This window comes from Desertihabitans brevis, assembly GCF_003327535.1.
Classification (GTDB): domain Bacteria; phylum Actinomycetota; class Actinomycetes; order Propionibacteriales; family Propionibacteriaceae; genus Desertihabitans; species Desertihabitans brevis.
Genome location: NZ_QOUI01000008.1, coordinates 23798 through 48946, shown reverse-complemented (window position 1 = coordinate 48946; position 25149 = coordinate 23798). Strand labels below are relative to the sequence as shown.

The following is a 25149-nucleotide window of genomic DNA, read 5'->3' as shown; positions in this document are numbered from 1 at the left end:
CGGGGTTTCCTCGGGTGGGAGGTGGGGGGACGCCGCCCGGCGCCCGTCCGCACCACGGGGGCGTCCTCGCGCCCCGCGCGACTCTAACGCCAGGGCTCAGGTGCGGCGAAACCGACCACCGGGCGCCGGTGGGCGTCCGGGCGGCCTCTCAGGAGGTCAGCTCGTCGCTGCGCCGGCAGTGCTCGCGCACCCACTCGACGATCTCGGCCATCGTCGCGCCGGGGGTGAAGACGCGGGCCACCCCGGCCTCGGCCAGCGGCTGCCGGTCGGCCTCGGGGATGATGCCCCCGCCGAAGACGACGACGTCGTCCGCGCCCTCGGCCCGCAGCAGCTCGACCACGCGCGGGAAGATCGTCATGTGGGCCCCGGAGAGGATCGACAGCCCGACGGCGTCGGCGTCCTCGGCCAGGGCGGTGGCCACGATCTGCTCCGGGGTCTGGTGCAGCCCGGTGTAGACGACCTCCATGCCCGCGTCGCGCAGGGCGCGGGCGACCACCTTGGCGCCGCGGTCGTGCCCGTCCAGACCGGGCTTGGCCACCACCACCCGGATCGGGCGTGCCACTGCGCTGTCCACATCCGGCACCCTAGCCGCCGCTTCCGGAGGTGGTCTGTCCGGGGTGTGAGACGATTCACAGATTGTTGTGGCGCCCTGCGGATTGGCGCATCAACCTGAGAATCGCTAAGATTTTTCCTCAGTCGGGGCTTGATGGGTCTGTGCCCATCGGTTAGGTTTCTGCGCGTTTGGCCGGACAGGATCCGGCCGGGTTGTGATCATCCAGCAGGTCGAGGAGTGTGTGTGTCCAGGACGTTCCGCGGAGCGAAGGCTCGCCGGGCGCTAGCCGCCGACGACGCCAGCTTCTCCGACCGCTCCGACACCACCCGTCACAGCATCCTCAGCCACGGCTTGGCTGCGCTGGCGATCTCCGTGCTCGGCCTCGGCGTGGCCGGCTCGGTCAGCCTGACCTCGGCCGCCCAGGCCACCCAGGTGGATGCGAAGGCCGCTCTCAACAGCGGGTCGGCCGACACCTCGCGGGCCGAGCCGGCGCAGCAGGCGGTCAACCTCAACCGCGATCTGCAGGCGGCGGCCCAGGCCAACGAGCGCGAGCAGGCCAGCGATGCCGGCCAGAGCAACCAGAGCGGGACGCTGGACTCCTTCAGCGGCCGTGACGACCGCGAGAGCCGCAACTCCGTGCGGGTCGAGCTCGACCGGGCGATCGCCGCCAAGGAGCTGGCCGACCGGCAGAGCAACCTGAGCAAGGTCGACGAGAAGGTCGTGCAGACCTCCCGCCAGGCGATGCAGGACGAGCGGGCCGAGAAGCTGGCCGAGACCAGCAAGGAGATCGAGTCCGAGGACGCCCGCATCAAGGAGGAGGAGAAGAAGAAGGCCGAGGCGGAGAAGAAGCGCCAGGCCGAGGAGTCCGCCTCCGGCACCCTCTCCCTCCCCGAGGACTACGAGGTCGAGCCCGTGGCGGTGGGCGACGGCGGCGGCGTCTCCCCGCTGGCCCACTACCGCCTGGCAGCGCGCTGGGGCGCGGTGGGCTCCTGGTCGCGCTACCACACCGGCACCGACCTCTCCGCCCCGATCGGCACCCCGATCCGCGCGGCGGCCGACGGCGTCGTCGTCCCGGCCAACGGCGGCGGCTGGGCCGGCACCCACGTGATCATCAAGCACGCCGACGGCAGCAAGACGCTCTACGCGCACATGGCGAGCACCGCCGTCTCCCCCGGCCAGCAGGTCAAGGCCGGCACCATGATCGGCGTGGTCGGCATGACCGGGCGCACGTTCGGCCCCCACCTCCACTTCGAGTGGTACCCGGCCGGCGCCTCCACCAGCAACCCCTACGAGACGCGCGATCCCGCCGTCTGGATGCTGTCCCACGGCGTCCGGCTCTGACACCGAGACCAACCTGGCCCCCGCTGCGACCCAGCGGGGGCCAGGTTTTTTTGTGCTCGAGCGGCAGGGTGCTGACCGATTCCGACGGTCAGTGACGAGATTCTGCCGTGCGGCACCGCGCAGTGGCGCGGCACCCGATGGGGTGAGTGGTCGACCGACCGTCGATCTCGGTCAGGACGCTCGCCCGGAACACCCCGCCGACGAGCCGACGGGGACCGACCCGGGTCCCAGGAAGACGCGCCTACAGCTTCTCCAGCGGGGCGTGCTTGAGGGAGAGGCGCTTCACGCCGACGGAGCCGAAGTCCACATCGGCCTTGGTGGCGTCGCCCGTCCCGCTCGTCGCGATCACCGTGCCCATCCCGAAGGTGCTGTGCAGCACGCGGTCACCCGCGTCCAGGGACGGCACCTGCCGGGTGGTCGGGCGTGCGCCGTAGCCGACGGCGCTGCGCCAGCTGCCCAGCGAGCTGTCGGCCTCGTTGCGGCGGGTGGCCGAGGTGGTGGCCCAGCTGGCCACCGCCGCGCCGGTGCGCCGCCAGTCGTAGAGGTGAGCCGGGATCTCCTCGAGGAACCGGCTCGGCGGGTTGTACTGCGGGGCGCCCCAGGCCGTCCGCACCACCGCGCGGGAGAGGTGCAGCCGCTTTCGGGCCCGGGTGATGCCGACGTAGGCCAGCCGGCGCTCCTCCTCCAGCTCGCTGCGGTCGGTGAGCGCCCGCTGGTGCGGGAACACCCCGTCCTCGCACCCGGTGAGGAACACGGTGTCGAACTCCAGCCCCTTCGCGGTGTGCAGGGTCATCAGCGTGACCATGCCGCCGTCGTCGTCGGCGTCGGGGATCTGGTCGGAGTCGGCCACCAGGGCGATCCGCTCGAGGAAGGCCGGCAGCGAGTCGTCCGGCTCGGGAGCGCCGGCGGCCAGCTCGTCGCCCAGCTCGAGCGCCTCCCGCTCGCGGGACCCGTCCTCCGCCGTCTGGTCCTCCTCGGCGCGGGCCGCGGCCACCTCGGCGGTGATGTCCTGGGCGTGGGCGTTCGCGACGAACTCGGCGGCCACCGACACCAGCTCGACCAGGTTCTCCATCCGGGTCTCGTCCTGGGGGTCCTTGCTGTTCTGCAGCTCGGCCAGGTAGCCCGACTCCTGCAGCACCGAGGTGAGCACCTGGTCGGCCGGGACGCCGTCGGCGACCATCTGCTCGTGCGCGTCCAGCAGGGCGGCGAAGGCCTCGATCTGCTTGGCCGAGCGGGTGGCCAGGCCGGCCGCCTCGTCGCTGCGGCGCAGCGCCTCGCCGAAGGAGATCTGCTCACGCTCGGCGAGGGTGGCGATCGCCGCCTCCGCCCGGTCACCGATCCCGCGCTTGGGCACGTTGAGGATCCGCCGGACCGACACGTCGTCGGCCCGGTTGGCGATGGCTCGCAGGTAGGAGATGGCGTCGCGTACCTCGCGCCGCTCGTAGAAGCGCACCCCACCGACCACCTTGTACGGCAGCCCGACCCGGATGAAGACGTCCTCGAAGGCCCGCGACTGGGCGTTGGTGCGGTAGAAGACGGCCGTCTGCCCGGGCGTGGTCACGCCCTCGTCGGTCAGCCGGTCGATCTCGCCGGCCACGAACTGGGCCTCGTCGTGCTCGGTGTCGGCGACGTAGCCGGTGATCAGCGGCCCGTCCCCGGAGTCGGACCACAGCCGCTTCTCCGGACGCTCGGCGTTGCGGGTGATGACGGCGTTGGCGGCCGACAGGATGTTCTGGGTCGAGCGGTAGTTCTGCTCCAGCAAGATCGTCTCCGCGCCGGGGAAGTCGCTCTCGAAGTCGAGGATGTTGCGGATGGTCGCGCCGCGGAAGGCGTAGATCGACTGGTCGGAGTCGCCGACCACCATCAGCCCCGGCGCCCCGATCGAGTGCTCGCCCTCCTCCTCGGCGCAGAGCTCGCGGACCAGGGCGTACTGGGCGTGGTTGGTGTCCTGGTACTCATCCACCAGCACGTGGCGGAAGCGGCGCCGGTACTGCTCGCGGACGTCGGGGAAGGCCTGCAGCAGGTGCACCGTCGTCATGATGAGGTCGTCGAAGTCGAGCGCGTTGGCCGCCCGCAGCCGCTGCTGGTAGGTCTTGTAGGCCTCGGCGTAGGGCTCCTCAGCCGGCGAGGCGACGTGGGCCGGCGCGGACTCGTGGTCGACCAGCTCGTTCTTGAGGTTGGAGACCCAGTTCATCACCCCGCGGACGGGATAGCGCTTGGGGTCGAGCTCGAGGTCGCGGCAGACCAGCGTCATCAGCCGCTTGGCGTCGGTGTCGTCGTAGATGGAGAACGTGCGGGTGTAGCCGAACCGCGCGATCTCCGCGCGCAGGATCCGCACGCAGGCGGAGTGGAAGGTGGACACCCACATCAGGCGGGCCCGGTTGCCGACCAGGTCGGCCACCCGGTGCCTCATCTCGGCGGCGGCCTTGTTGGTGAAGGTGATGGCCAGCACCGAGCCGGGGTGCACGTTGCGCTGGCTGACCAGCCAGGCGATCCGGCGGGTCAGCACCCGGGTCTTGCCCGAGCCGGCGCCGGCGACCACGAGCACCGGCGGCCCCTCGTGGGTGACGGCCTGGCGCTGCGGCCCGTTCAGCCCGTCCAGCAGCAGCTCCTCGGTCAGCCGCGGGCGCTGCCCCTCCCCCGCCGCGCCGGCGGCTCCGGGGGCGGGCACGCGGGTCCCCGCCGGGGCCGGCGCGGAGGTCTCGACGGGGGGCAGGCTGGCGAACAGGTCTGGCTGGCTCATGACCCCGCCAGCCTAGTGGCGGGTGCTGACTAGACTCCCGCCATGCGGCTGCCACGGATCTCCCTGCGGAGGTTGGTGAGCAGGGTCCTCGCCTGCGTGCTGGCCGTCCAGGGGCTCACCCTCGGTGCGTTGTTCGTCATCGACCTCCGGCGCAAGCGGCTCCGCTCCCCCGCCCGCTTCCCGAAGCTGCGTCCGAGCACCGTGCCGATCGACGGCGGTGAGCTGACGGTCTTCACCTACGGCCAGGACCTCTACGACGACATGCTGGAGGGCATCCGCAACGCGCGGAAGCGGATCGTCCTGGTGACGTTCATCTGGAAGGGCGACCGCACCGGACGGGCGTTCAAGAAGGCGCTGGTCGAGGCGGCCGACCGCGGGGTGGAGGTGTGCCTGGTCTACGACGAGTTCGCCAATCTCGTGGTGCCGCGGCCGTTCTTCTCCTTCCCCAGCCACGTCAACGTCCTGCGGCACCCGCTGGTGTGGGGTGGGCTGGGGTGGCTCAACCCGCGCAACCTCGGACGCAACCACAACAAGCTGATGGTGGTGGACTCCGAGGTGGCCTGGGTCGGCGGCTACAACATCGGCTCGCTCTACGCCACCGACTGGCGCGACACCCACGCCCGGGTGACCGGGCCGGTGGTCGCCGACCTCGAGGACGCCTTCGTCGACTACTGGAACGAGCTGCCGGGCCGGCACCCGATGCTGCCCGAGGTCGCCACCCGCTCCTGGCACAGCTCGGTGCGGGTGCACCGCAACATCCCCCGGCGGGCGCACTACCCGATCCGCGGGATGTACCTGGAGGCGATCGACAAGGCCACCGACCACATCTGGCTGACCCACGCCTACTTCGTCCCCGACGACGACATCGTCCGGGCGCTGCTGGCCGCGACGAGCCGGGGCGTGGACGTCCGGCTCATCGTCCCGGCCGCCTCGAACCACATCACCGCCGACTGGTTGTCGCGGGGCTACTACGCCCAGCTGCTGGCCGGCGGGGTGCGGCTGTTCCTCTACCAGGGGGCGATGGTGCACGCCAAGACCGCCACCATCGACGGCCAGTGGTCGACCATCGGCACCGCCAACCTGGACGCGCTCAGCCTGGCGGGCAACTACGAGATCAACCTCGAGCTGACCGCGGCCGAGGTGGCGGCCAAGCTGGAGGAGGTCTTCACCATCGACCTCAGCAACTGCACCGAGCTGACCCTGGCGGAGTGGCGGGCCCGGCCGATGATGGTGAAGTTCTCCGAGACGGTGCTGCGGCCCTACCGCCGCTTCCTCTGACCCCGACGCCGGTCGCTCTCACCACAGCACAGCCAGCGCCGCGTTGCCCAGGGTGAGCAGCAGGATGATCGCCCAGAGCCCCTTGGGGATGGAGTCGAAGCGGCGGTTGAGCACCACCAGCACGGTGACCAGCAGCGTGACCACGAGCTTGATGCCGATCTTCACGTGGTTGACGTCGACGTCGCCCGCCTCGTTCACCCCGACCAGCGCGAGCCCGCTGACGAGCTGGGTGAGCGCCCCGTGCAGCATGGCGGCGTTGACCACCGGCTCGCGGTCGCGCAGCTGCACGAACGCACCACCGAAGAGGGCGGCGAAGCCGACCAGGTGGAGCAGCAGCAGGAGGTCGTGAGCCCAGTCCATCGCCGTCATGGCGCGAACGATAGCCAGTCGGCCGCGCGTGGGCACCGCTCCGCCCCGTGACGCCCGGACCCCGCTCTGAGGGAACTCTCAGGGTGCGCTGCTCGTTTAGGACTGACGCATGTGGTTACTGTGTCGGTATGGGAACCATCATCGCCTACATCGTCATCGGGCTCATCGGCGGCGCGATCGCCAAGCTGATCCTCCCGGGTAAGCAGGGAGGCGGCTGGATCGCCACCATCATCCTCGGCATCGTCGGAGCACTCCTCGGAGGCTTCCTCGGCGGGCTGCTGTTCGACGTCAGCTACAGCGACGTGTTCTCCATCCAGGGCGTGATCACCTCGATCGTCGGGGCGCTCATCATCCTCGTCATCTGGGGCCTCATCAGCCGCCGCTCCTCTGCGCGCGCCTGATCCCAGCGCACGACGGCCCGGCACCACCACGGTGGTACCGGGCCGTCGTGCGTCCGGGCTCAGACCAGCTTGCGGTCGGTGGCCCAGCGGGTGAGCTGGTGCCGGTTCGACAGCTGCAGCTTGCGCAGCACCGAGCTGACGTGGGTCTCGACGGTCTTGATGGAGATGAAGAGCTCGCGCGCGACCTCCTTGTAGGCGTAGCCGCGGGCGATCAGTCGCAGCACCTCCCGCTCGCGCTGGGAGAGCCGGTCGAGGTCCTCGTCGATGCTGGCGATGTCGATCGCGCCGGAGAAGGCGTCGAGGACGAAGCCGGCCAGCCGCGGGGAGAACACCGCGTCGCCCTCGGCGACCCGGCGGATGGCGTCGATCAGCTCCGCGCCGCTGATCGACTTGGTGACGTAGCCGCGCGCGCCGCCGCGGATGACACCGATGACGTCCTCGGCGGCGTCGGAGACCGACAGCGCGAGGAAGCGCTGGTCGGGGTTCTGCGCGTGCACCTGCTTGAGCACCTCCACACCCCCGCCACCGGGCAGGTGGACGTCGAGCAGGACCACGTCGGGACGGGTCTGCAGGATGGCGCGGACGGCGCTCGGCACGTCCTCACCCTCCCCCACCACCTGCACGGTGCGGCCGATCTCGGAACGCACCCCGCTGCGGAACATGGCGTGGTCGTCGACCAGCACGACCCGCAGCGGGCCGCGCCGGCCCGGGTCGGTGGGACCCTCGGCGCCCGGTCGCCCGGCTGCCGCGGGAGGCGGCACCGGCGTCCCCGGTCGCTGCGGGACGCCGGGACCGCCGGGACCGCCGGGGCCGACGGGTCGCGGGTGCTGTGGTTGGGTCATCGTGGCCTCTCCAGTCGTACTTCGGTTCCCTCGCCGGGGGCGGAGGTGATGCTCGCCGATCCGCCGTGACGGCGCATCCGGTCGATGATGCTGCCTCGCACCCCCATCCTGTCCTCGCCGATCTGGTCGGGGTCGAAGCCCCGGCCCCGGTCGCGGACGAACACCTCGACCAGTCCGTCGGCGCACTCGCCGAACACGTCGATGCGGTCCGCACCGGAGTGCTTGGCGGCATTGACCATCGCCTCGCGGGCGGCCTGCACCAGCGCACGCAGGTCGGTGTCGAGCTCGCAGTCGCCGACCATCACCACCTCGACCGGCACGCCGCGCTCGTCCTCGACCTCGGCCGCGGCCGCGGTCAGCGCCGCCTTGAGGGTGGTCTCGTCCAGCTCCTCACCGTAGAGCCAGCCCCGCAGCTCGCGCTCCTGCCGGCGGGCCAGCGAGTGCACGGCGCGGGGGTCGTCGGCCTGGCGCTGGATCAGGGCCAGCGTCTGCAGCACCGAGTCGTGCAGGTGGGCCGCCATGTCGGCGCGGGCGTCGGCGCGCACCCGCTGCTCGCGCGCCTCGCTCAGCGCCTGGCGGGAGCGGTAGATCCACGGCGCGGCCGCCACCACGACGCCAGACACCGCCAGCACCACCATCAGCAGCACCGCCGGGATCTGGTTGACCCCGATCTGGGAGGCCAGCACCAGACCGAACGCGACCGCCACCAGGGCGAGGCCGATGACCAGCCGGAGGACGGCCGTCCGCCCGCTACGGGCCAGGAAGGGCGCCACCAGCGGGTGCGCGTCGTCGCGCCTGGAGCGGCTGGTCTCGGCCGGGGAGTCGGCCTGGCGCCAGATCAGGGCGAGCCCGATGCAGGCGACGGCGAGCGGCCAGAACACCTGCCCGGAGAAGCCGAACCCGGTCACCTGGAAGAACCACACCATCCCGGCGCCGAGCACGATCAGCGCCACCAGCACGCCGCGGTCCCGGTGGGTGCGCGCGGACGTCTCGCTGCGCAACCCCTGGCGGGTGTGGGCCTGCAGGCCGGGGGCGAGGTTCGCCTCGGCCCGCGGCAGCATCAGCCACAGCACCGCGTAGACGACCACCCCCACGAACTGCGACAGCGCGAGCGCGATGAAGCCGAAGCGCAGCACGGTCACCGACCAGCCGAGGTGCTGGGCCAGCCCGGCGCACACACCGCCGACCCACCGTCCCTCGAGCTGGCGGGAGGCACGGGGGCGGCCCTTCTTCGGCCCCTCGCCCTCGTCCGCACCGGCCGGCCGCTGCAGCGGCGCGGAGGCCCCCGCCTCCTCGGCGGAGGCGGGCAGCACCGGCTTCGCTTCGGTGTGCGGACGCAGGTCGGTCATGATGACGTCAAGCCTCACACGTCGCGGCGCCGCAGTCATGCGGGAAAGCCCGTGCGCGCCCCTGAGGCCGGCCGGACGAGGACCGGGTGCCGGACCGGGCCGGAGGGGCCCGAATGGGTGCCTTCCCCGATGGTGGGCCGCGGCACGGCTGCGCAGGATGGGGGCCATGGAGGACGTGTGGAGCCTGCGCCGGGCGACTGACGGCAAGGTCGCCGGCGTGTGCAGCGCGCTGGCGACGCGGTGGGACGTCGACCCGCTGGTGGTGCGGATCGGCGCGGTGCTGCTCGCCCTGAGCGCCGGTGCCGGCGCCGTCCTCTACCTGTTCGCCTGGGCGCTGCTGCCACGCGAGGACGAGCAGGAGTCGCCGGTGCAGCGCTACGCCCCCGGTCTGGCCCGGCAGAGCCGGGAGTTCTGGCTGGCCGCGGTGATCATCGTCACCGTGGCGGTGGCGTTCAGCGTCGGCTCGGTCGCCCCGCTCGGGCTGATGCCCGCGGTCGTGGTGGTCGCCGTCTGGTACTTCGGCTTCCGCCGGCCGCAGCGCCAGGCACGGGACAGGGAGCAGACGACGGGTGCCCTGCCCACCCCCGGCGCCTCGCACGACCCCTTCGCCGGCCCTGAGACCGCCTTCACCAGCGCCGCCCGGGAGTGGCAGCAGACCGTGCTCGCCTACCGCTCCCGCGGCGAGCAGCCGGACGCCTCCCGGCCCACGCCCCTCCGCCCCGACGCAGCCCACCCCGAGGCGACCCGGACGCCGTCGCATCCCGGCCCGCGGACGTCCTGGTCGGCCGCACCGGCCGCGGACCAGCCGCACGGCCGGGCTCCCGGCCCGGCACCGGTGCCGCCGGTGGACCGCCCGTCGCCCGCGGACCCGGCCCCCTCCCCCGCCCGGCCCGTGACGACGGCCGAGGGCGCCGAGGCGCTGTCGGCCCACACCGCCGCGGTGCGGCAGTACCTCGGCGTCCCCGACCCGGCCGGGCTGTACACCGCTCCCCCACCGGCCGACCCGCCGGCACCGCAGCGGCGACGCGGCAACCGCGTCCTGCTCGGCGTGCTGCTGGCGGCCCTGGTGGTGGTGCTCGGCAGCCTCGGCGCCCTGGACGCGGTCACCGGCTGGCCCATCGTCCTCAGCACCTACCTCGGCGCGGCGCTCGCGGTGGCGGCCGTCGCCTGCGTGGTGGCAGCCTTCACCGGCCGGTTCCGCGGACTGGCGGCGATCACCGTGCTGCTCGCGATCTCCGCGGTGACGACCGGACTCGGCCAGGCCTTCAGCCAGAGCCCGGCCTGGTCGCAGTCCTCGACCCACCGCTACGACTCGCTGGCCGAGCTGCCGGCCTCGGACGGGATGGAGGTCGGCACCGTGGAGGTCGATCTCAGCGGCCTCGAGGTCACCGAGGACCGCAGCTACGTGGTACGGGTCGACGCCGGTGTCGTGCGGCTGGTCGTGCCCGAGGACCAGCACGTGCAGGTGGAGGCCGTGGTGGATGTCGGAACGATCAGGACGCCCGCCGGGTCGAGCCAGGGCATCGACCTCCGCCAGACCGCCACCTTCGGCGACACCGACGAGCCCCGGCTGACGATCCGCGCCCTCGCCGAGGCCGGCACGGTGGAGGTGGTGGCCCGATGAGCGCCCCCACCGACCGCGTCCCGGTCCGGCCGACGCGTCGCTCCGTCGACGTCGGCGTCCTCATCCTCGGGCTGATCATGCTCCCGGTCGCCGCACTCGTGGTGTGGACCTCGCTCGGCCTCGCGGTCGACTGGGGCACCCTCGCCGTCCTCGCGCCCGTCGGACTGGTCCTCGTCGGAGGGCTCGGTCTGGTCCTGTCCCGCCAGTAGCCCGCCACACGGAAGGTCCCCTCGATGTCCACCACGCCCCGTCAGCTCACCCGCAGCCGCGACCAGCGGATCGTCTCCGGCGTCTGCGGAGGCCTGGCCGAGTACCTCAACATGGATCCCACCCTGGTGCGGGTCGCCTTCGCCGCGGTCACCGTGCTGACCGGGGTGTGGCTCGGCCTGCTCGCCTACCTCGTCGGCCACTTCGTCATCCCCGAGGCACCGCTGGACGCCGACCGGATCGCCCCGTTCGAGCCCACCGACCCCCTCGGGACGCCGGCTCAGCACCCCACCGACACCACGCTCCGGAACCCCGACGACCTGCGCTGAGCCGGAGGGCCTCACCGGGAGGCGCTCACTCCCATTCGCCCGGGCGCGGAGCGCTCACTCCCATTCGCCCGGGCGCGGAGCGCTCACTCCCATTCGCCCGAGCGCGGAGCGCTCACTCCCATTCGATCGTGCCCGGGGGCTTGCTGGTGATGTCGAGGGTGACGCGGTTGACCTCGCGCACCTCGTTGGTGATCCGGGTGCTGATCCGCTCGAGCACGTCGTACGGCAGCCGGCTCCAGTCGGCGGTCATCGCGTCCTCCGAGCTCACCGGGCGCAGCACCACCGGGTGGCCGTAGGTGCGTCCGTCGCCCTGCACGCCGACGGAGCGGACGTCGGCCAGCAGCACCACCGGGAACTGCCAGATCTCGCGGTCGAGCCCTGCGGCGGTGGTCTCCTCCCGCGCGATCAGGTCGGCCCGGCGGAGGATCTCCAGCCGGTCGCGGGTGACCTCGCCGACGATCCGGATGGCCAGTCCCGGCCCGGGGAACGGGTGGCGCCAGACCATCGCCTCGGGCAGCCCCAGCTCGGCCCCGACCGCACGGACCTCGTCCTTGAACAGCGCCCGCAGCGGCTCGACCAGGGTGAACTGGAGGTCCTCGGGCAGACCGCCGACGTTGTGGTGGCTCTTGATGTTGGCCGCGCCCTCCCCGCCGCCGGACTCCACGACGTCGGGGTAGAGCGTCCCCTGCACCAGGAACTCGATGTCGTGCTCGGCGTTGATCCGGCGGGTCTCGGCCTCGAAGGTGCGGATGAACTCGCGGCCGATGATCTTGCGCTTCTGCTCGGGGTCGGAGACCCCGGCCAGCGCGTCGAGGAACTGGTCGGCCACCTCGGCCACCACCAGGTCGACGCCGGTGGCGGCGACGAAGTCCTGCTCGACCTGCTCGGCCTCCCCGGCGCGCAGCAGCCCGTGGTCGACGAAGACGCAGGTCAGCTGGTCACCGACCGCGCGCTGCACCAGCGCCGCGGCGACCGCCGAGTCGACCCCGCCGGAGAGGGCGCAGAGCACCTCCTTGTCGCCGACCTGCTCGCGGATGGCGGCGACCGACTCCTCGACGATGTTGGCGGCGGTCCAGTCCGGGCGGCAGCCGGCGATGTCGAAGAGGAAGTGCTCCAGGGTGCGCTGGCCGTGCTCGGTGTGCATCACCTCCGGGTGCCACTGCACCCCGGCGAACCCACGATCCCGCTCCTCGAAGGCGGCGATCGGGGCGCCGGGCGAGGTCGCCAGCACGGTGAACCCCTCCGGGGCGCGGGTGACGGAGTCGCCGTGGCTCATCCACACCCGCATCGCCGGGTCGACCTGCGACAGCAGCGCGCCGGGCTCGACCACCGTGGCGGGCGTCCGGCCGAACTCGCTGCGGCCGGTGTGGGCGACCTCGCCGCCGAGGGCCTGGGTCATCGCCTGGAAGCCGTAGCAGATGCCGAAGGCGGGGACACCGAGGTGGAACAGGCCGGCGTCCACCTGCGGCGCGCCCGGGGCGTAGACCGACTGCGGGCCGCCGGACAGGATGATCGCGGTCGGCCGCCGGGCGGCCATCTCGGCCACCGGCATGGTGTGCGGGACGATCTCGGAGTAGACCTTGGCCTCCCGCACGCGGCGCGCGATCAGCTGGGCGTACTGGGCCCCGAAGTCGACGACGAGGACGAGGTCGTGGTCACGCGCGCTCATGGCCGCCCAGTCTAGGGCCCGCTGCCACGTCCCTGCGTCGTCGCAACGGTCGTAGGGTCGGCCCGTGGACGTCCCGGCCACCCTGCTCGCGATGCCCCGCTGGTGGCACGACACCGCGGGTCGCGCCTGGCTGACCCGGCTGCCGGCCCTGGTCGAGGACCGGCTGCGTGCCTGGGGGCTCACGGCCGACGGACGCCCTGGCACGGGTCGAACGCGCTCGTGGTGCCGGTGCGCCGGGGCCTGGATGAGCTCGCGCTGCGGATGTCACCGCCCGGCGACGACGTCGCCGGCGAGGCCGAGGCGCTGCGGCTGTGGGACGGCCGCGGCACCGTCCGGCTGCTCGACGTCGACGTCGCCGACGGCGCCACGCTGCTCGAGCGGCTGGACGGCGACCACACCCTCGCCCGCGAACCGGTCGGACGGGCCGTGGAGGTGCTGGCCACGCTGATGGTCCGGCTCGCGGTGCCGGCGCCGCAGCGGGTGCGCTCGACCGCCGAGGTCGCCGGCGCGGAGGCGTCGTCCTTCCGCCGGCGCTGGGAGGACGCCGGACGTCCGACCCCGTCCGCGCAGCTGGATCGGGCGGTGGCTGCGGCCCGTGAGCTGGCGGCGACCGACCCGGGCACCGCAGCCGTCGACGCCGACCTGCACTCCGAGCAGGTGCTGCGCGGCGGTCGTGAGCCGTGGCTCGTGGTCGACCCGGTGCTGCTGCGCGGCGACCGGGAGCACGACCTCGCGCGGGTGCTGTGGACCCGGCTGGACGAGCTGCCCGAGGACCGGGACGTCCGACAGGCCTTCGACGTGGCCGTGTCGGTGGCCGGGGTGCCCCGCGACCGGGCGACCGCCTGGGTGGTGGTGCGCTCGATGTCCTACCTGCTGTGGGGGCTCGAGCGCGGGCTGACCACCGACCCGGTGCGGTGCCGGCGGCTGCTCGACCTCTTCGCCGGCTGACCGTTCCCTAGTTCACCGGCCGGGAAACTGGTCCATGATGTGAGACATCGTCCGGCTGGAGGAATCCGCGCGCCGACGTCCGGTGTTCTTCTGCCATGCGAATCCATGATGATGTCACCCAGATCGTCGGAGGCACCCCGCTCGTGCGCCTCAACCGGATCACCGACGGCGCCCAGGCCACCGTCCTGGCCAAGATCGAGTTCGTGAACCCCGCGCACAGCGTGAAGGACCGGATCGGTGTGGCCATCATCGAGGCCGCCGCGGCGTCCGGCGAGCTGCAGCCGGGCGGCACCATCGTCGAGGGCACCTCGGGCAACACCGGCATCGCGCTGGCCATGGTCGGCGCCGCCAAGGGCTACAAGGTCGTGCTCTGCATGCCCGAGACCATGTCGGCCGAGCGCAAGACGCTGCTGCGCGCCTACGGCGCCGAGCTGGTGCTGACCCCGGGTTCGGAGGGCATGAAGGGCGCTGTCGCCCGCGCCGAGCAGATCGCCGCCGAGCGTGGCGCCGTGCTCGCCCGCCAGTTCGCCAACCCCGCCAACGTCGAGGTGCACCGGCGCACCACGGCCGAGGAGATCTGGAACGACACCGACGGCACGGTCGACTTCGTGGTCGGCGGCGTCGGCACCGGCGGCACCCTGACCGGCGTCGGCCAGGTGCTCAAGGAGCGCAAGCCCGAGCTGAAGATCGTGGCCGTCGAGCCCGAGGAGTCCCCGATCCTGTCCGGCGGCCAGCCCGGCCCCCACAAGATCCAGGGCATCGGCGCCAACTTCGTGCCCGACATCCTCGACCGCTCGGTCATCGACGAGGTCATCCCGCAGAACGCCGAGACCGCGGTCAAGTGGGCCCGTCGCGCTGGCGTCGAGGAGGGCATCCTCGCCGGCATCTCCTCCGGTGCCGCGCTGGCCTCGGCGATCGCGGTGGCCCAGCGCCCCGAGAACGCCGGCAAGACGATCGTCGTGGTCGTCCCCTCCTACGGCGAGCGCTACCTGTCGACGATCCTGTACGCCGACCTGATGAGCTGATGAGGCCTGCGCTGCTGAGGCGTCTGGTGACGGTCCTCAGCGCACCCGGCTCGACCATGGTGACCCGCACCGGTCCCGACGGACCACGCCCCCGGCCCGGGGCAGCGCTCGCGCTGCTGTCCCGGGCCTGGCGGCGTTGGCAGGAGGACGCCGACAACGCCCTGCGCCACGACCCCGCGGCCCGCAACCGGGCCGAGGTGACGCTGGCGTACTCGACGATGCACGCCATCTGGGCGCACCGGCTCTCGGCCCTGCTCTGGCGGCGCCGGCACCCGCTGGCCGCGCGGCTCGTCTCCCAGCTGGCCCGGGCCGCGACCGGGGTCGAGATCCACCCCGGGGCCACCATCGGGCGGCGCTTCTTCATCGACCACGGCACCGGGGTGGTGATCGGGGAGACGGCTGAGATCGGCGACGACGTGATGTTCTACCACGGTGTCACCCTGGGCGGGCGCTCGCCGATGGCCCGCGGCAAGCGCCACCCCACCCTGGAGGACGGGGTGATGGTCGGCGCCGGCGCCTCCATCCTCGGCCCGGTGGTGGTCGGCCGGGGGGCCAAGGTCGGCTCGAACGCGGTCGTCACCCGCAACGTGCGGGCCGGCGCGACCGTGGTCGGCGTCCCCGCCCGGGAACGCACCCCGGCCGAGGCCGCGCAGGAACCGGAGTGGCACATCTGAGGCTCGCCCTCCGTCAGGTCCGCGGTGTCTCGCCGACCCGGGCCGCAGCAGCTGGCCTCTCCCCTCGCGGTCCGAGGTGATACGGCGACTCCCAGAGCGCCCTCTCACCCTCGAACCGGCGCGAGCCGTGGGGGTGTCCCGTTCGGACCTGAGCACCGCCCGCTCGAGGCAGCCTTCACGTCCTCGCGGCCGCGGGAACGCGATCACCGCCCGCTGGACGCGGCCCTCAGCAGCTGGACGCCGTCCGAGCGCGAAGACCGCACTGACGCGACGTTGGACGTCAGGCCCCTCCCGCCCGCGAGCGGCGCCCGCTCGGGCCGGTACTCAGGCGTGAGCACGAGGCCCAGCGCGACGGTCGCCCGATCGGAGCGGTCCACAGCGCGCGGCGGCGGCCCGAACGCACCACGGCGCGGAGCGCGGCCAGGTGGCCGTCCTGCAGAAGGCGGGCGTCCTCAGGCGGTGGCGGTGTCGGAGGCGATGGCCTCGTGGTGGCGGATGACCTCGGCGACGACGAAGTTGAGGAACTTCTCGGCGAACTCGGGGTCGAGCCGGGCGTCCACGGCGAGCGCACGCAGGCGGGCGATCTGACGGGCCTCGCGGTCGGGGTCGGCTGGGGCGAGGCCGTGGGCGGCCTTGAGCTCGCCGACCCGCTGGGTCACCTTGAACCGCTCGGCCAGCAGGTGGATGAGCGCGGCGTCCATGTTGTCGATGCTGGCCCGCAGCCGCAGCAGCTCCTCGGTCACGGGGTCCGGGGCGGTCACGAGAGGACCACCTCGACGCGCTGGAACTCCTTCACCTCCGTGTAGCCGGTGGTGGCCATCGCGCGGCGCAGCGCACCGACGAGGTTCATCGTGCCGTCGGGACGCCGCGACGGTCCGAGCAGGATCTCCTCCAGCGGGCCGACCTGCTCGAAGGCGACGCGCTCCCCCCGCGGCAGCGAGCCGTGCCAGGCCTCGGCCCCCCAGTGGTAGCCCTGCCCCGGCGCGTCCGTGGCACGGGCCAGCGGCGAGCCGATCATCACCGCGTCCGCCCCGCAGGCGATCGCCTTGGCGATGTCGCCCGAGCGGCCCACACCGCCGTCGGCGATGACGTGCACGTAGCGGCCACCCGACTCGTCCAGGTAGTCCCGGCGGGCCTCGGCGACGTCGGCGATGGCCGAGGCCATCGGCACCGCGATCCCCAGCACCTGCCGGGTGGTGTGCGCGGCGCCGCCGCCGAACCCGACCAGCACGCCCGCCGCACCGGTGCGCATCAGGTGCAGCGCGGCCTGGTAGGTGGCCACGCCGCCGACGATCACCGGCACGTCCAGGTCGTAGATGAACTGCTTGAGGTTGAGCGGCTCGCGGTCCTCCGACACGTGCTCGGCCGAGACCGTCGTGCCGCGGATGACGAAGAAGTCGACCCCGGCGCTCTCCACCGTGCGGGCGTGCTCGGCGGCGTGCTGCGGGGACAGCGCCCCGGCCACCGGCACCCCGGCCGCCCGGATCTCGGCCATCCGGGCGGTGATCAGCTCGGGCTTGATCGGCTCGGCGTAGATCTCCTGCATCCGCCGCGTGGCGGTGCGGGCGTCGACGATCTGGGCCAGCTCGTCCAGCAGCGGCTGCGGGTCGTCGTAGCGCGTCCACAGCCCCTCGAGGTTGAGCACGCCGAGCCCGCCGAGACGGCCCATGGTGATCGCGGTCGCCGGCGACATCACCGAGTCCATGGGCGCGGCCATCATCGGGAACTCGACGGTCAGCGCGTCGATCCGCCAGCTCAGGCTCACCTGCTCCGCGCCCCGGGTGCGGCGTGAGGGGACGATCGCCACGTCGTCGAGGGAGTAGGCCCGCTGGGCGCGCTTGCTCCGGCCGATCTCGATCATCTGCTCTCCCGTGTCAGGAGCCCGCGTAGTTGGGGGCCTCGACCGTCATCTGGATGTCGTGCGGGTGCGATTCTCGCAGACCCGCCGAGGTGATCCGGACGAAACGTCCACGGCGCTTGAGCTCGGCGACGGTGTGGGAGCCGGTGTAGAACATCGCCTGCCGCAGTCCGCCGACCAGCTGGTAGGCGACCGCGCCGAGCGGGCCGCGGTAGGGCACCTGGCCCTCGATGCCCTCCGGCACGAGCTTGTCGTCGGCGGTGACGTCGCTCTGGAAGTAGCGGTCCTTGGAGTAGGACGCCTTCCGCCCGCGGGAGGCCATCGCGCCCAGCGAGCCCATCCCGCGGTAGGACTTGAACTGCTTGCCGTTGATGAAGACGAGCTCGCCCGGGCTCTCGTCGCAGCCGGCCAGCAGCGAACCGAGCATCACGGTGTCCGCGCCGGCCACCAGCGCCTTGGCGATGTCGCCGGAGTACTGCAGGCCGCCATCGCCGATCACCGGGACGCCCGCCTCGCGGCAGGCCTGGGCCGCGCTGTGGATGGCGGTCACCTGCGGGACGCCGACACCGGCGACCACGCGGGTGGTGCAGATCGAGCCGGGGCCCACGCCGACCTTGACGGCGTCCGCGCCGGCCTCGACCAGGGCCCGCGCCCCGGCCTCGGTCGCCACGTTGCCGCCGATGATGTCGACGTCGGCGGCGGCCGGGTCGTTCTTGAGCCGCTTGATCAGGTCGATCACCCCGCGGGCGTGGCCGTTGGCGGTGTCGACGACCAGCGCGTCCACACCCTCCTCGACCAGCGACATCGCCCGCTCCCAGGCGTCACCGAAGAAGCCCACCGCCGCGCCCACGCGCAGCCGGCCCTGCGGGTCCTTGCAGGCGTTGGGGAACTGGTCGGACTTCACGTAGTCCTTCAGCGTGATCAGCCCGGTGAGCCGACCGGCGTCGTCGACCAGCGGCAGCTTCTCGATCTTGTTCGCCGCCAGCAGCGCGAGCGCCTCGTCGGGCTTGATCCCGGTGCTGCCGGTGACCAGCGGCATCTTCGTCATCACCTCGCCGACGCGGCGGTGCGGATCGGTCTCGAAGCGCATGTCGCGGTTGGTGATGATGCCGAGCAGCGTGCGTTCGGCGTCCACCACCGGCACCCCGGAGATGCGGAACTGCCCGCACAGCTCGTCGGCCTCGGCCAGGGTGGCCTCCGGCGAGATGGTGATCGGCTCGTCGACCATCCCCGCCTCCGAGCGCTTCACCAGGTCGACCTGGTGGGCCTGGTCCTCGATGGACAGGTTGCGGTGCAGGATGCCCATCCCGCCCTGGCGGGCCATCGCGACGGCCATCCGGGCCTCGGTCACGGTGTCCATCGCCGAGGACAGCAGCGGGATCCCCACCCGGATCCGGCGCGACAGCTGGGAGGACGTGTCGACCTCGCTGGGGATGACGTCGGTCTCGTTGGGTTGCAGCAGGACGTCGTCGAAGGTCAGGCCCAGGGCGGCGAAGGGCTGCGGGACGCCAGCGGCGGTCAGGTCACCGGGAAGGATCGACACGGGTCACCTCTTCAGTTCGCGGAGCCCCCATCCTAGTGCGGTCCGCGGAGGCCTCCGCACGCTCAGACCAGTGTGCGCAGGGTCGCGGTCAGATCGGTGTCGAGGTGGGTGAAGCCGCTCTCCACCAGCCGTGCCGGCAGCACCCGCTGGCTGGCGAACAGGGCCTCCCGCACCAGCTGCGGGCCGAGCACCAGGTCGAGCCCGACGGTCGGCGTCGGTACCAGCGTGGGCCGGTGCACCACCGACCCGAGCGCGGCGGTGAAGTCGGCGTTGCGGACCGGCTGGGGGCCGGTGAGGTTGACCGGGCCGCTGAGGTCGGCCTCGAGGAGGTGCAGCTGGGCGGCGACGGTGTCGCGCAGGCTGATCCACGGCATCCACTGCCGCCCGTCGCCGAGCCGGCCGCCCGCACCGAACCGGAACAGCGGGAGCTGGCGGTCCAGCATGCCGCCCTCGGCGGCGAGCACGATCCCGGTGCGCAGCTGCACCACCCGGGCGTCGTCGGTGCGGGAGGCGTCCTCCCAGCGCCCGACCAGGTCGGCCAGGAAACCCTCTCCCTGCTGGTCGGCCTCGGTGAGCTCGTCCTCGCCCCGGTCGCCGTAGAAGCCGACCGCGGAGCCGGACAGGAACACCCGGCAGCGGTCGGAGTCGGCGAGCGCGGAGACGACCGTGCGCGTCGTCTCCAGCCGGCTGGTCAGCAGCAGCTGCCGGCGGGCGGCGTTCCAGCGCCGGTCGGCGATGCCGGCCCCGGCGAGGTTGACCACGGCGTCGACGTCGGTCAGGCCGGCCGCGCTGATCGCCCCGGCCCCGGGGTCCCACTCCCGCTCATCGGGTTCGCGCGGCGGACGGCGCACCAGGCGGACGACCTCGTCCCCGCGGTGCCGCAGCGCACGCACGAGCGCCTGACCGATCAGACCCGAGCTGCCACCGACCGCGATGCGCACTCCTCCATCCTGGCACGCACCCGAAGCGCCGCAGCGGGGCCTCAGCCGGGCCAGTCCGCCAGGATCCGGTCGGCCACCCGGAAGGCGTTGGCCATGATCGTCAGCGTGGGGTTGACGCTGCCGTTGGTCGGGTGCAGCGAGGCGTCGGCGACGTAGACGTGCCGGGTGCCGTGCAGCCGGCCGTCCGGTCCGGTGGCCGAGTGCCGCGGGTCCTCCCCCATCCGGGCGGTGCCGCTGGAGTGCTCCCCGGCCGCCGAGGCGGTCGCGCTGCCCCGGTGCCGTCGGACGGTCGTCGCGCCCGAGGCCTGCATCCAGCGGACGCCGACCTCGGCCATCCCGGTCTCCACCTCGAGCGAGGCCGGGTGGGTGTCCTTGCGCAGCCGGGCCGCCGGACGTCCCCAGCGGTCGCGCACGCTGGCGTCCAGGCGCACCCGCGAGGACGGCAGGGGGACTTCCTGGCCGATGCCGAACACCCCGAACACGGTGCGCCGGCCCTCCCGCATCCACCGCTTGTGACCCAGACCCCACGCCGGCACCCCGGGGGCGGTCGGCTCGGTGGCCTGGGTGAGCGGCAGGATCCCCATCAGGTCGACGATGACGCCACCGCCCCAGCCGATGGTGGCGGCGTGCTCGTGGTCGCGGGTGGCGATGCTGTGACCCGGACCCCGGTAGTCCTTGAGCGGACGGTCCACCTCACCCAGCACGGTGACGAAGCGGTGGTCGTGCAGGTGCCGGCCCAGGTGGTCGTTGCCGAGCCCGCTGGCCAGCAGCAGCCGCGGGGTCTCCACCGCCCCGGCCGAGACCACCACCACCGGCGCGCCGACCTCCAGCTCGACCGGATCGGGGCCGGAGGCGCCGGCCAGCAGCCGTACCCGGGCGCCACCGGCGGCGTCGACCACCTCGACCGCCTCGGTGTCCATCAGCAGCTCGCAGCGGCCGGTGGCCAGCGCCCGCGGCACCACCGTGTTGTGGGAGCCGTTCTTGGCGTCCACCGGGCAGGCGTGACCCACGCACTGCGGGCAGCGCACGCACGCGGGACGTCCCTCGTGCTCGACGCTGTTGATCGCCAGCGGGATCGGGCCCCAGCCCCAGCCCAGCCGCTCCGCGCCCGCCGCCAGCCACTCCCGCGCCGGCTCGGTGCCCATCGCCGGCATCGGGTAGCCACCGGTGCGGCGGGTGCGGGTGGTGAGCGCCCCCTCCTCGCCGGCGACCCCGAGCTCGGCCTCGGCACGGGTGTAGTAGGGCTCCATCTCGTCGTAGCCCACCGGCCAGTCCGCCAGCGAGGCCCCGTCGGGGTTGCCGTAGGTGGAGGCCATCGCGAAGTCCTCGGGCATGAACCGCCAGGCCATCCCCTGCCAGATCCGGGTGCCGCCGCCGAGCAGCATGGCGTTGAGCCCGTAGCGCCAGCCGTTGCCGTCGCCGTCCACCGTCACCGCGCCGTCGGCGTCCTCGAGCACGCGCGGGTGCCCGGGCCCGGGGCCGGCGGAGGGGGCGTAGACGGCGTTGCGCTTGCCGTGCAGGTGGTCCCCGCGCAGCTGGGTGTTGGACCGGGCCGGTGCGCGTTCGACCAGCAGGACGTGCTTGCCCGCGGCCGACAGCGAGCGGGCCACCGACCCGCCGCCCGGTCCGGACCCGATGACCACGGCGTCGTAGCCGCGGCGGACGTCGCGGACCGCCACGGTGGACAGCGGCGCGGGTTCGACCGGCTCCACCCCTGGTGGCACCGGGGAGAAGCCGATCATCTCCAGCCCGGCCGGACGGGCCCCGTGCCGGGCGGCGTAGTAGCCCTCCCAGCAGACCCGACGCAGCGCCGCCAGCTCGCCGGCGACGTCGGGGTCGCGCTCCCAGGCCAGCAGCAGACCGTCGCGGGCGGCGTCGTCGAGATCGACGAAGCCGGCCTCCTCCAGCCGGTCCGCCAGCGAGTCCAGCAGCGGACGGGCCCAGTCCAGGTCGGGCCCGGGGGCGGCGAGGTAGTCCCCGACGCCCCCGTCCCAGCCTCCGGGCCACTCGTCGGCCGGGATGATCCGGTCGACCGCCGCCCGCAGCGCCTGGCACGGCCCCGTGTCCGGGCCCGTCATCGCCCGGCCAGCGAGCCGCCGATGCCCCCCACGCTGAAGTAGCGGTTGAGGACGGCGAACACGATCACCGGCGGCAGCATCATGATCACCGCGACCGCCATCACCGGGCCCCAGTTCGTCGTGTTCTGCTGGAAGAAGGTCTGCAGACCCACCGGGAGGGTGAAGTTGCCGCTGGACCGCAGGAACACCAGGGCCACCAGGTAGTCGTTCCAGGCCAGCAGGAAGCAGAAGATCGCCGTCGACAGCACCCCGGGCAGGGAGTTGCGCAGCACGATCCGGGCGAAGCCGCCGAACACCGAGGCCCCGTCGATCCAGGCGGCCTCCTCCAGCGCGACCGGGATCGAGTCGTAGTAGGCCGTCATCATCCAGATCGCCACCGACATCGTGGAGCCGACGTAGATGATGGTGATGCCGGTCAGCGTGTCGACCAGCTGGAGCTGGGCGAACAGGATGAACAGCGGGATGACCGAGATGACGATCGGCACCGACTGCACCACGAAGAGCAGCAGCGAGTAGCCCGAGACCAGCTTGTTCCGCCCGCGGGAGAGCACGTAGCCGGCCGGGGCCGCCACGATCACGGCGATGGCCACCGTCACCAGCGCGGTGAGCAGGCTGTTCCCGAGCCAGGTCACCACCTGGGTCCGGCTGAAGACGATCTGGAAGTTCTCCAGCGTGGGACCGACGGCCGAGCTGCCCAGCCCGGGCCGCAGCGAGAGCCACAGCACCGAGACGATCGGCACCAGCACCACGCCCGTGATGACGGCCATCAGCAGGAAGCGCCACCACTGCCCGCGGGCACCGTGGTCGACGGTGCGCCGCCGGGGCCCCTTCTGCTCGGTGGAGAGCTGCCGCGGCGCCAGGGCCGCCGGGGCGTTCGGTGCGGAGCCGCTCATGCGATGTCCACCTTCCGGATCTGGCGGTAGAGCACCACCGACACGATGACCAGGGTGGCGGTCATCAGCAGCGCGATGGCCGTGCCCGGACCGGTCTGGTACTGCGCGAAGGTCGTGCGGTAGGAGAGCACCACCAGCGAGGTGGTGGTGTTGACGGGGCCGCCGCCGGTGAGCAGGAAGATCGTCGGGAAGTCGTTCACGCAGAAGATCGTCATGAGGATCCAGCTGATGTAGGTGGACCGCGAGATCAGCGGCAGCGTGAGCTGGGTGAACAGCTGGCGCCGGTTGGCCCCGTCCACCCGTCCGGCCTCGTAGACGTTCTCGTCCACCGCGGCCAGCGAGGCCGACATCATCATCATCATGAACGGGAAGCTGATCCAGACCTTGAACACGCAGACCGTGATCGAGGCCAGCAGGGGGTCGGCCAGGAACAGCACCCGGCCCAGCCCGAGCAGCTCACCGAGGATGGGCAGCGGGCTCTGCGGGGTGGCGACCAGCCAGTTCCATGAGGTGGAGGTGACGACCACCGGCACCACCCACGGCAGCAGCAGCAGCACCTTGAAGGCCCTGCCACCGGGGATCCTCGTGCGCAGCAGCATCGCCAGCGCGAGGCCGACCGCCCAGCTGCCGAACACACCGACGAGGGTGAAGATCAGCGTGAACCGGGCCGCGGCCCAGAAACCGGGCGAGGTCAGCACGTCGGCGAAGTTCTCCAGCCCGACGAAGTCTCCCTCGGAGATCAGGGTGCCGTCCCGGACCGACTGCAGGCTGCCGTACAGCACCGGGTAGAGGTTGAGCAGGGCGATCAGGAGCACGGACGGCAGCACCAGCAGCAGCATCGTCAGGGTGCGGGCGCTCGGCCCTCTCCGCCCGGTCTGCGGCCGCTGCCGGCCGGACCCGCCGGGGGCGACCCCCCGGCGGGCCCGGCGCACGCGCTCGCCGATGGCGAGGTCGGTCATCGGTGTCTCTTCTCTGAGTGGGACGGGACAGGCTGGGCGGGACCCGGCCTCAGTTGATGGTGTCCTCGATACCCCGCTGCAGCTGCTCCAGCGCCGACCGGGCGTCGGTGGCGCCGGTGAGGATCTGCTGGGTGAAGGTGTCGATGATCGGCGTGGCGTCCACGCTGGTCACGCCCTGGAACAGCGCCGAGCCGCCGGGAGCCGCCCACGTCTTGGCGATCGGCTGGTACTCCTCGATGATCTTGACGTTGTTCGGGTTCTCCTGGAACTCCGGCGTCTCGGCGATCGACCTCAGCGGCGGCAGCCCGATGCCGGTGTTCTCGGTCCAGAGGCGGGACATGTTCTGGTAGTAGTACGTGAGGAACGCCTCCGAGCCCTCCTGGCTGGGGGTGTCCTGGTACATCATGATGTTGTTCGGGAAGTAGAGCATGCCCTGCGTGCCGGCCGGGCTGGTGAGCGGGGAGTTGACGACGATCTCGTCGCCGACCTCGCCACCGATGTTGGCCGCCAGGCCACCACCGTCGAAGCCCATCCCGAAGCGGCGGGCCCGCCACTGCTCCTGCACGTTGTCGCTGGTGTAGGTGGCCGCGGCCGGGTCGACGTAGCCCTTGGCCACGCACTCCAGCACGAACTCCATCGCCTCGATGTTGGCCGGGGTGACGCATTCGGGCTGCTGGTCGGCGTTGAACAGGCCGCCGCCGTTGCCGATCATCCAGCTGACCAGGATGTGGCCGCCGGTGAACCGGCCCGAACCGGACCCGTCGCCGTAGCCGTAGACGTCGATCTGCTTGAGCGCCTCGCAGGCGTCCAGGAAGGACTGCCAGTCCGTCGGCGCCTCGGTCCCGGCCTCCTCGAGCAGGGTGGGGTTGACCCAGAGCACCCGCATGTCGAGGTTGTAGGGCACCGCGGCGTAGCCGTTGTCGGTGCGCATGGCGTCGATCAGCCCGGGCAGGAAGTCGTCGTAGAGCCCGTTACCGCGCCAGGACTCCAGCAGGTCGTCGGCGTAGGCGATCGCCCCCTGGTTCTCGAACAGGAAGGCCTGGGTGCCGCCGCCGGAGCTCACCGCGGGCCCGGTCTGGGAGGCCACCGCGGAGGAGAACGTCTGGGTGAAGTTCGCCCACTGCACGGTCTGGTAGGTCGCCGGCGGCAGACCCTCGGGCGGCTGGTAGGCGGTGACGATCTCCTCGTCGGTGGGGTTGAACTGGTCGCCACCCCACGGCATGTTCCAGAACGCGATCGGTTCGCTACCGCCGCCACCACCGGCCCCACCGCCGCCGCCGCATGCCGCCAGCATCCCGGCGGCCGACAGACCTCCAGCGGCGCCCAGCAGACTGCGCCGGCTCAGCTCCATGCGCCCGTTGCTTCCCATGACGTCTCCTCCACCCGGAGGGATCGGCACACGGCCCACCCTCGACTTCGTTGTCGTCCCCGCGAGCCGCGGGGGCCCCTCGCCGCGCCGTCCCCGGACGGGGCGAGACGGATCGATGGTGCGTCATGCTCCGTGCCCCCGTCAACACAAATGGGG

Annotated in this window: 23 protein-coding genes; 9 read left to right on the top strand and 14 right to left on the bottom strand. The window is 72.5% G+C overall.

Features of this window, described 5'->3' with window-relative positions; all coding sequences use genetic code 11:
- Positions 1 to 148 precede the first annotated feature (148 nt).
- Positions 149 to 574 carry a cobalamin B12-binding domain-containing protein gene (locus tag DT076_RS13295; RefSeq protein ID WP_233493952.1) on the bottom strand — a complete coding sequence of 142 codons (426 nt, stop codon included), beginning with the start codon at positions 572 to 574 and terminating at the stop codon, positions 149 to 151.
- 222 nt (positions 575 to 796) lie between these two features.
- Between DT076_RS13295 and DT076_RS13290 the strand changes: the two genes are divergently transcribed.
- Complete coding sequence (locus DT076_RS13290; protein WP_158548133.1) at positions 797 to 1894, top strand: M23 family metallopeptidase; 1098 nt, start codon at positions 797 to 799, stop codon at positions 1892 to 1894.
- Positions 1895 to 2135: 241 nt separating this feature from the next.
- Here DT076_RS13290 and DT076_RS13285 read toward each other — a convergent pair whose 3' ends face one another.
- Positions 2136 to 4637 carry a UvrD-helicase domain-containing protein gene (locus tag DT076_RS13285; RefSeq protein WP_114127178.1) on the bottom strand — a complete coding sequence of 834 codons (2502 nt, stop codon included), beginning with the start codon at positions 4635 to 4637 and terminating at the stop codon, positions 2136 to 2138.
- A 42-nt stretch (positions 4638 to 4679) separates the two neighbouring features.
- Between DT076_RS13285 and DT076_RS13280 the strand changes: the two genes are divergently transcribed.
- On the top strand, positions 4680 to 5915 hold the full coding sequence (locus DT076_RS13280; protein ID WP_114127177.1) for a phospholipase D-like domain-containing protein: 1236 nt from the start codon (positions 4680 to 4682) through the stop codon (positions 5913 to 5915).
- A gap of 18 nt (positions 5916 to 5933) precedes the next feature.
- Here the strand turns inward: DT076_RS13280 and DT076_RS13275 are convergent, their stop codons facing one another.
- The gene (locus DT076_RS13275; protein ID WP_233493951.1) at positions 5934 to 6284 is read right to left on the bottom strand and encodes a hypothetical protein; all 351 of its coding nucleotides are present in this window, start codon (positions 6282 to 6284) and stop codon (positions 5934 to 5936) included.
- Positions 6285 to 6412: 128 nt separating this feature from the next.
- On the opposite strand from DT076_RS13275, the gene DT076_RS13270 reads away from it, so the two are divergent.
- The gene (locus DT076_RS13270; protein ID WP_114127175.1) at positions 6413 to 6685 is read left to right on the top strand and encodes a GlsB/YeaQ/YmgE family stress response membrane protein; all 273 of its coding nucleotides are present in this window, start codon (positions 6413 to 6415) and stop codon (positions 6683 to 6685) included.
- Positions 6686 to 6744: 59 nt separating this feature from the next.
- Here DT076_RS13270 and DT076_RS13265 read toward each other — a convergent pair whose 3' ends face one another.
- Together DT076_RS13265 and DT076_RS13260 are read right to left on the bottom strand one after the other, a co-directional pair.
- Entirely contained in the window at positions 6745 to 7527 is a 783-nt protein-coding gene (locus DT076_RS13265; protein WP_114127174.1) for a response regulator, read from the bottom strand.
- Positions 7524 to 8876 (bottom strand): PspC domain-containing protein, encoded by a 1353-nt coding sequence (locus tag DT076_RS13260; RefSeq protein WP_114127173.1) that lies wholly within the window; start codon positions 8874 to 8876, stop codon positions 7524 to 7526. The genes DT076_RS13265 and DT076_RS13260 overlap by 4 nt, the downstream gene beginning before the upstream one ends.
- Positions 8877 to 9042: 166 nt before the next feature.
- Here DT076_RS13260 and DT076_RS13255 point away from each other — a divergent pair, with 166 nt between their 5' ends.
- Genes DT076_RS13255 through DT076_RS13245 form a run of 3 tightly spaced genes read left to right on the top strand, consistent with a single transcriptional unit; the run spans position 9043 to position 11036 of the window.
- Positions 9043 to 10500, top strand: coding sequence for a PspC domain-containing protein (locus tag DT076_RS13255; RefSeq protein WP_158548132.1), 1458 nt, complete (start codon positions 9043 to 9045; stop codon positions 10498 to 10500).
- Positions 10497 to 10709 carry a hypothetical protein gene (locus DT076_RS13250; protein WP_114127171.1) on the top strand — a complete coding sequence of 71 codons (213 nt, stop codon included), beginning with the start codon at positions 10497 to 10499 and terminating at the stop codon, positions 10707 to 10709. Before DT076_RS13255 ends, DT076_RS13250 begins: the two co-directional genes overlap by 4 nt.
- A gap of 24 nt (positions 10710 to 10733) precedes the next feature.
- Positions 10734 to 11036: a PspC domain-containing protein gene (locus DT076_RS13245; RefSeq protein WP_114127170.1), complete on the top strand. Its 303-nt coding sequence runs from the start codon at positions 10734 to 10736 to the stop codon at positions 11034 to 11036.
- Positions 11037 to 11148: 112 nt separating this feature from the next.
- On the opposite strand, the gene guaA is transcribed toward DT076_RS13245, so the two are convergent.
- Positions 11149 to 12705: a glutamine-hydrolyzing GMP synthase gene (gene guaA / locus DT076_RS13240; protein ID WP_114127169.1), complete on the bottom strand. Its 1557-nt coding sequence runs from the start codon at positions 12703 to 12705 to the stop codon at positions 11149 to 11151.
- A 219-nt stretch (positions 12706 to 12924) separates the two neighbouring features.
- On the opposite strand from guaA, the gene DT076_RS13235 reads away from it, so the two are divergent.
- From DT076_RS13235 to epsC, 3 genes are all read left to right on the top strand, one after another.
- The gene (locus DT076_RS13235; protein ID WP_199539178.1) at positions 12925 to 13653 is read left to right on the top strand and encodes an aminoglycoside phosphotransferase family protein; all 729 of its coding nucleotides are present in this window, start codon (positions 12925 to 12927) and stop codon (positions 13651 to 13653) included.
- 95 nt (positions 13654 to 13748) lie between these two features.
- Positions 13749 to 14678, top strand: a complete 930-nt coding sequence (cysK, locus tag DT076_RS13230) for a cysteine synthase A (RefSeq protein ID WP_114127168.1) — start codon at positions 13749 to 13751, stop codon at positions 14676 to 14678.
- A 56-nt stretch (positions 14679 to 14734) separates the two neighbouring features.
- Positions 14735 to 15352: a serine O-acetyltransferase EpsC gene (epsC, locus tag DT076_RS13225; protein WP_114127297.1), complete on the top strand. Its 618-nt coding sequence runs from the start codon at positions 14735 to 14737 to the stop codon at positions 15350 to 15352.
- Between the two features lie 452 nt (positions 15353 to 15804).
- Here the strand turns inward: epsC and DT076_RS13220 are convergent, their stop codons facing one another.
- From DT076_RS13220 to DT076_RS13185, 8 genes are all read right to left on the bottom strand, one after another.
- The gene (locus tag DT076_RS13220; RefSeq protein ID WP_267896827.1) at positions 15805 to 16113 is read right to left on the bottom strand and encodes a chorismate mutase; all 309 of its coding nucleotides are present in this window, start codon (positions 16111 to 16113) and stop codon (positions 15805 to 15807) included.
- Positions 16110 to 17213, bottom strand: coding sequence for a GuaB3 family IMP dehydrogenase-related protein (locus DT076_RS13215; protein WP_114127167.1), 1104 nt, complete (start codon positions 17211 to 17213; stop codon positions 16110 to 16112). Before DT076_RS13215 ends, DT076_RS13220 begins: the two co-directional genes overlap by 4 nt.
- Positions 17214 to 17226: 13 nt before the next feature.
- On the bottom strand, positions 17227 to 18753 hold the full coding sequence (gene guaB, locus DT076_RS13210) for an IMP dehydrogenase (protein ID WP_233493950.1): 1527 nt from the start codon (positions 18751 to 18753) through the stop codon (positions 17227 to 17229).
- Positions 18754 to 18815: 62 nt separating this feature from the next.
- Positions 18816 to 19694, bottom strand: coding sequence for a TIGR01777 family oxidoreductase (locus tag DT076_RS13205; RefSeq protein WP_114127166.1), 879 nt, complete (start codon positions 19692 to 19694; stop codon positions 18816 to 18818).
- A 41-nt stretch (positions 19695 to 19735) separates the two neighbouring features.
- Positions 19736 to 21772 carry a GMC oxidoreductase gene (locus DT076_RS13200; RefSeq protein ID WP_114127165.1) on the bottom strand — a complete coding sequence of 679 codons (2037 nt, stop codon included), beginning with the start codon at positions 21770 to 21772 and terminating at the stop codon, positions 19736 to 19738.
- Positions 21769 to 22665, bottom strand: coding sequence for a carbohydrate ABC transporter permease (locus DT076_RS13195; RefSeq protein ID WP_114127164.1), 897 nt, complete (start codon positions 22663 to 22665; stop codon positions 21769 to 21771). Before DT076_RS13195 ends, DT076_RS13200 begins: the two co-directional genes overlap by 4 nt.
- On the bottom strand, positions 22662 to 23624 hold the full coding sequence (locus DT076_RS13190; RefSeq protein ID WP_114127163.1) for a carbohydrate ABC transporter permease: 963 nt from the start codon (positions 23622 to 23624) through the stop codon (positions 22662 to 22664). The genes DT076_RS13195 and DT076_RS13190 overlap by 4 nt, the downstream gene beginning before the upstream one ends.
- A gap of 49 nt (positions 23625 to 23673) precedes the next feature.
- On the bottom strand, positions 23674 to 24993 hold the full coding sequence (locus tag DT076_RS13185; RefSeq protein WP_114127162.1) for an ABC transporter substrate-binding protein: 1320 nt from the start codon (positions 24991 to 24993) through the stop codon (positions 23674 to 23676).
- Between the last annotated feature and the right edge of the window lie 156 nt (positions 24994 to 25149).

What these genes read in the sequence shown, in the direction of transcription:
- DT076_RS13280 (WP_114127177.1), top strand. Translation starts at nt 4,680, where the DNA reads ATGCGGCTGCCACGGATCTCCCTGCGGAGGTTGGTGAGCAGGGTCCTC.
- DT076_RS13185 (WP_114127162.1), bottom strand. Translation starts at nt 24,993, where the DNA reads ATGGGAAGCAACGGGCGCATGGAGCTGAGCCGGCGCAGTCTGCTGGGC.
- cysK (WP_114127168.1), top strand. Translation starts at nt 13,749, where the DNA reads ATGCGAATCCATGATGATGTCACCCAGATCGTCGGAGGCACCCCGCTC.
- guaA (WP_114127169.1), bottom strand. Translation starts at nt 12,705, where the DNA reads ATGAGCGCGCGTGACCACGACCTCGTCCTCGTCGTCGACTTCGGGGCC.
- DT076_RS13215 (WP_114127167.1), bottom strand. Translation starts at nt 17,213, where the DNA reads ATGATCGAGATCGGCCGGAGCAAGCGCGCCCAGCGGGCCTACTCCCTC.
- DT076_RS13245 (WP_114127170.1), top strand. Translation starts at nt 10,734, where the DNA reads ATGTCCACCACGCCCCGTCAGCTCACCCGCAGCCGCGACCAGCGGATC.
- DT076_RS13250 (WP_114127171.1), top strand. Translation starts at nt 10,497, where the DNA reads ATGAGCGCCCCCACCGACCGCGTCCCGGTCCGGCCGACGCGTCGCTCC.
- DT076_RS13260 (WP_114127173.1), bottom strand. Translation starts at nt 8,876, where the DNA reads ATGACCGACCTGCGTCCGCACACCGAAGCGAAGCCGGTGCTGCCCGCC.
- DT076_RS13275 (WP_233493951.1), bottom strand. Translation starts at nt 6,284, where the DNA reads ATGACGGCGATGGACTGGGCTCACGACCTCCTGCTGCTGCTCCACCTG.
- DT076_RS13195 (WP_114127164.1), bottom strand. Translation starts at nt 22,665, where the DNA reads ATGAGCGGCTCCGCACCGAACGCCCCGGCGGCCCTGGCGCCGCGGCAG.
- DT076_RS13270 (WP_114127175.1), top strand. Translation starts at nt 6,413, where the DNA reads ATGGGAACCATCATCGCCTACATCGTCATCGGGCTCATCGGCGGCGCG.
- DT076_RS13285 (WP_114127178.1), bottom strand. Translation starts at nt 4,637, where the DNA reads ATGAGCCAGCCAGACCTGTTCGCCAGCCTGCCCCCCGTCGAGACCTCC.
- DT076_RS13255 (WP_158548132.1), top strand. Translation starts at nt 9,043, where the DNA reads ATGGAGGACGTGTGGAGCCTGCGCCGGGCGACTGACGGCAAGGTCGCC.
- DT076_RS13265 (WP_114127174.1), bottom strand. Translation starts at nt 7,527, where the DNA reads ATGACCCAACCACAGCACCCGCGACCCGTCGGCCCCGGCGGTCCCGGC.
- DT076_RS13200 (WP_114127165.1), bottom strand. Translation starts at nt 21,772, where the DNA reads ATGACGGGCCCGGACACGGGGCCGTGCCAGGCGCTGCGGGCGGCGGTC.
- epsC (WP_114127297.1), top strand. Translation starts at nt 14,735, where the DNA reads ATGGTGACCCGCACCGGTCCCGACGGACCACGCCCCCGGCCCGGGGCA.
- DT076_RS13190 (WP_114127163.1), bottom strand. Translation starts at nt 23,624, where the DNA reads ATGACCGACCTCGCCATCGGCGAGCGCGTGCGCCGGGCCCGCCGGGGG.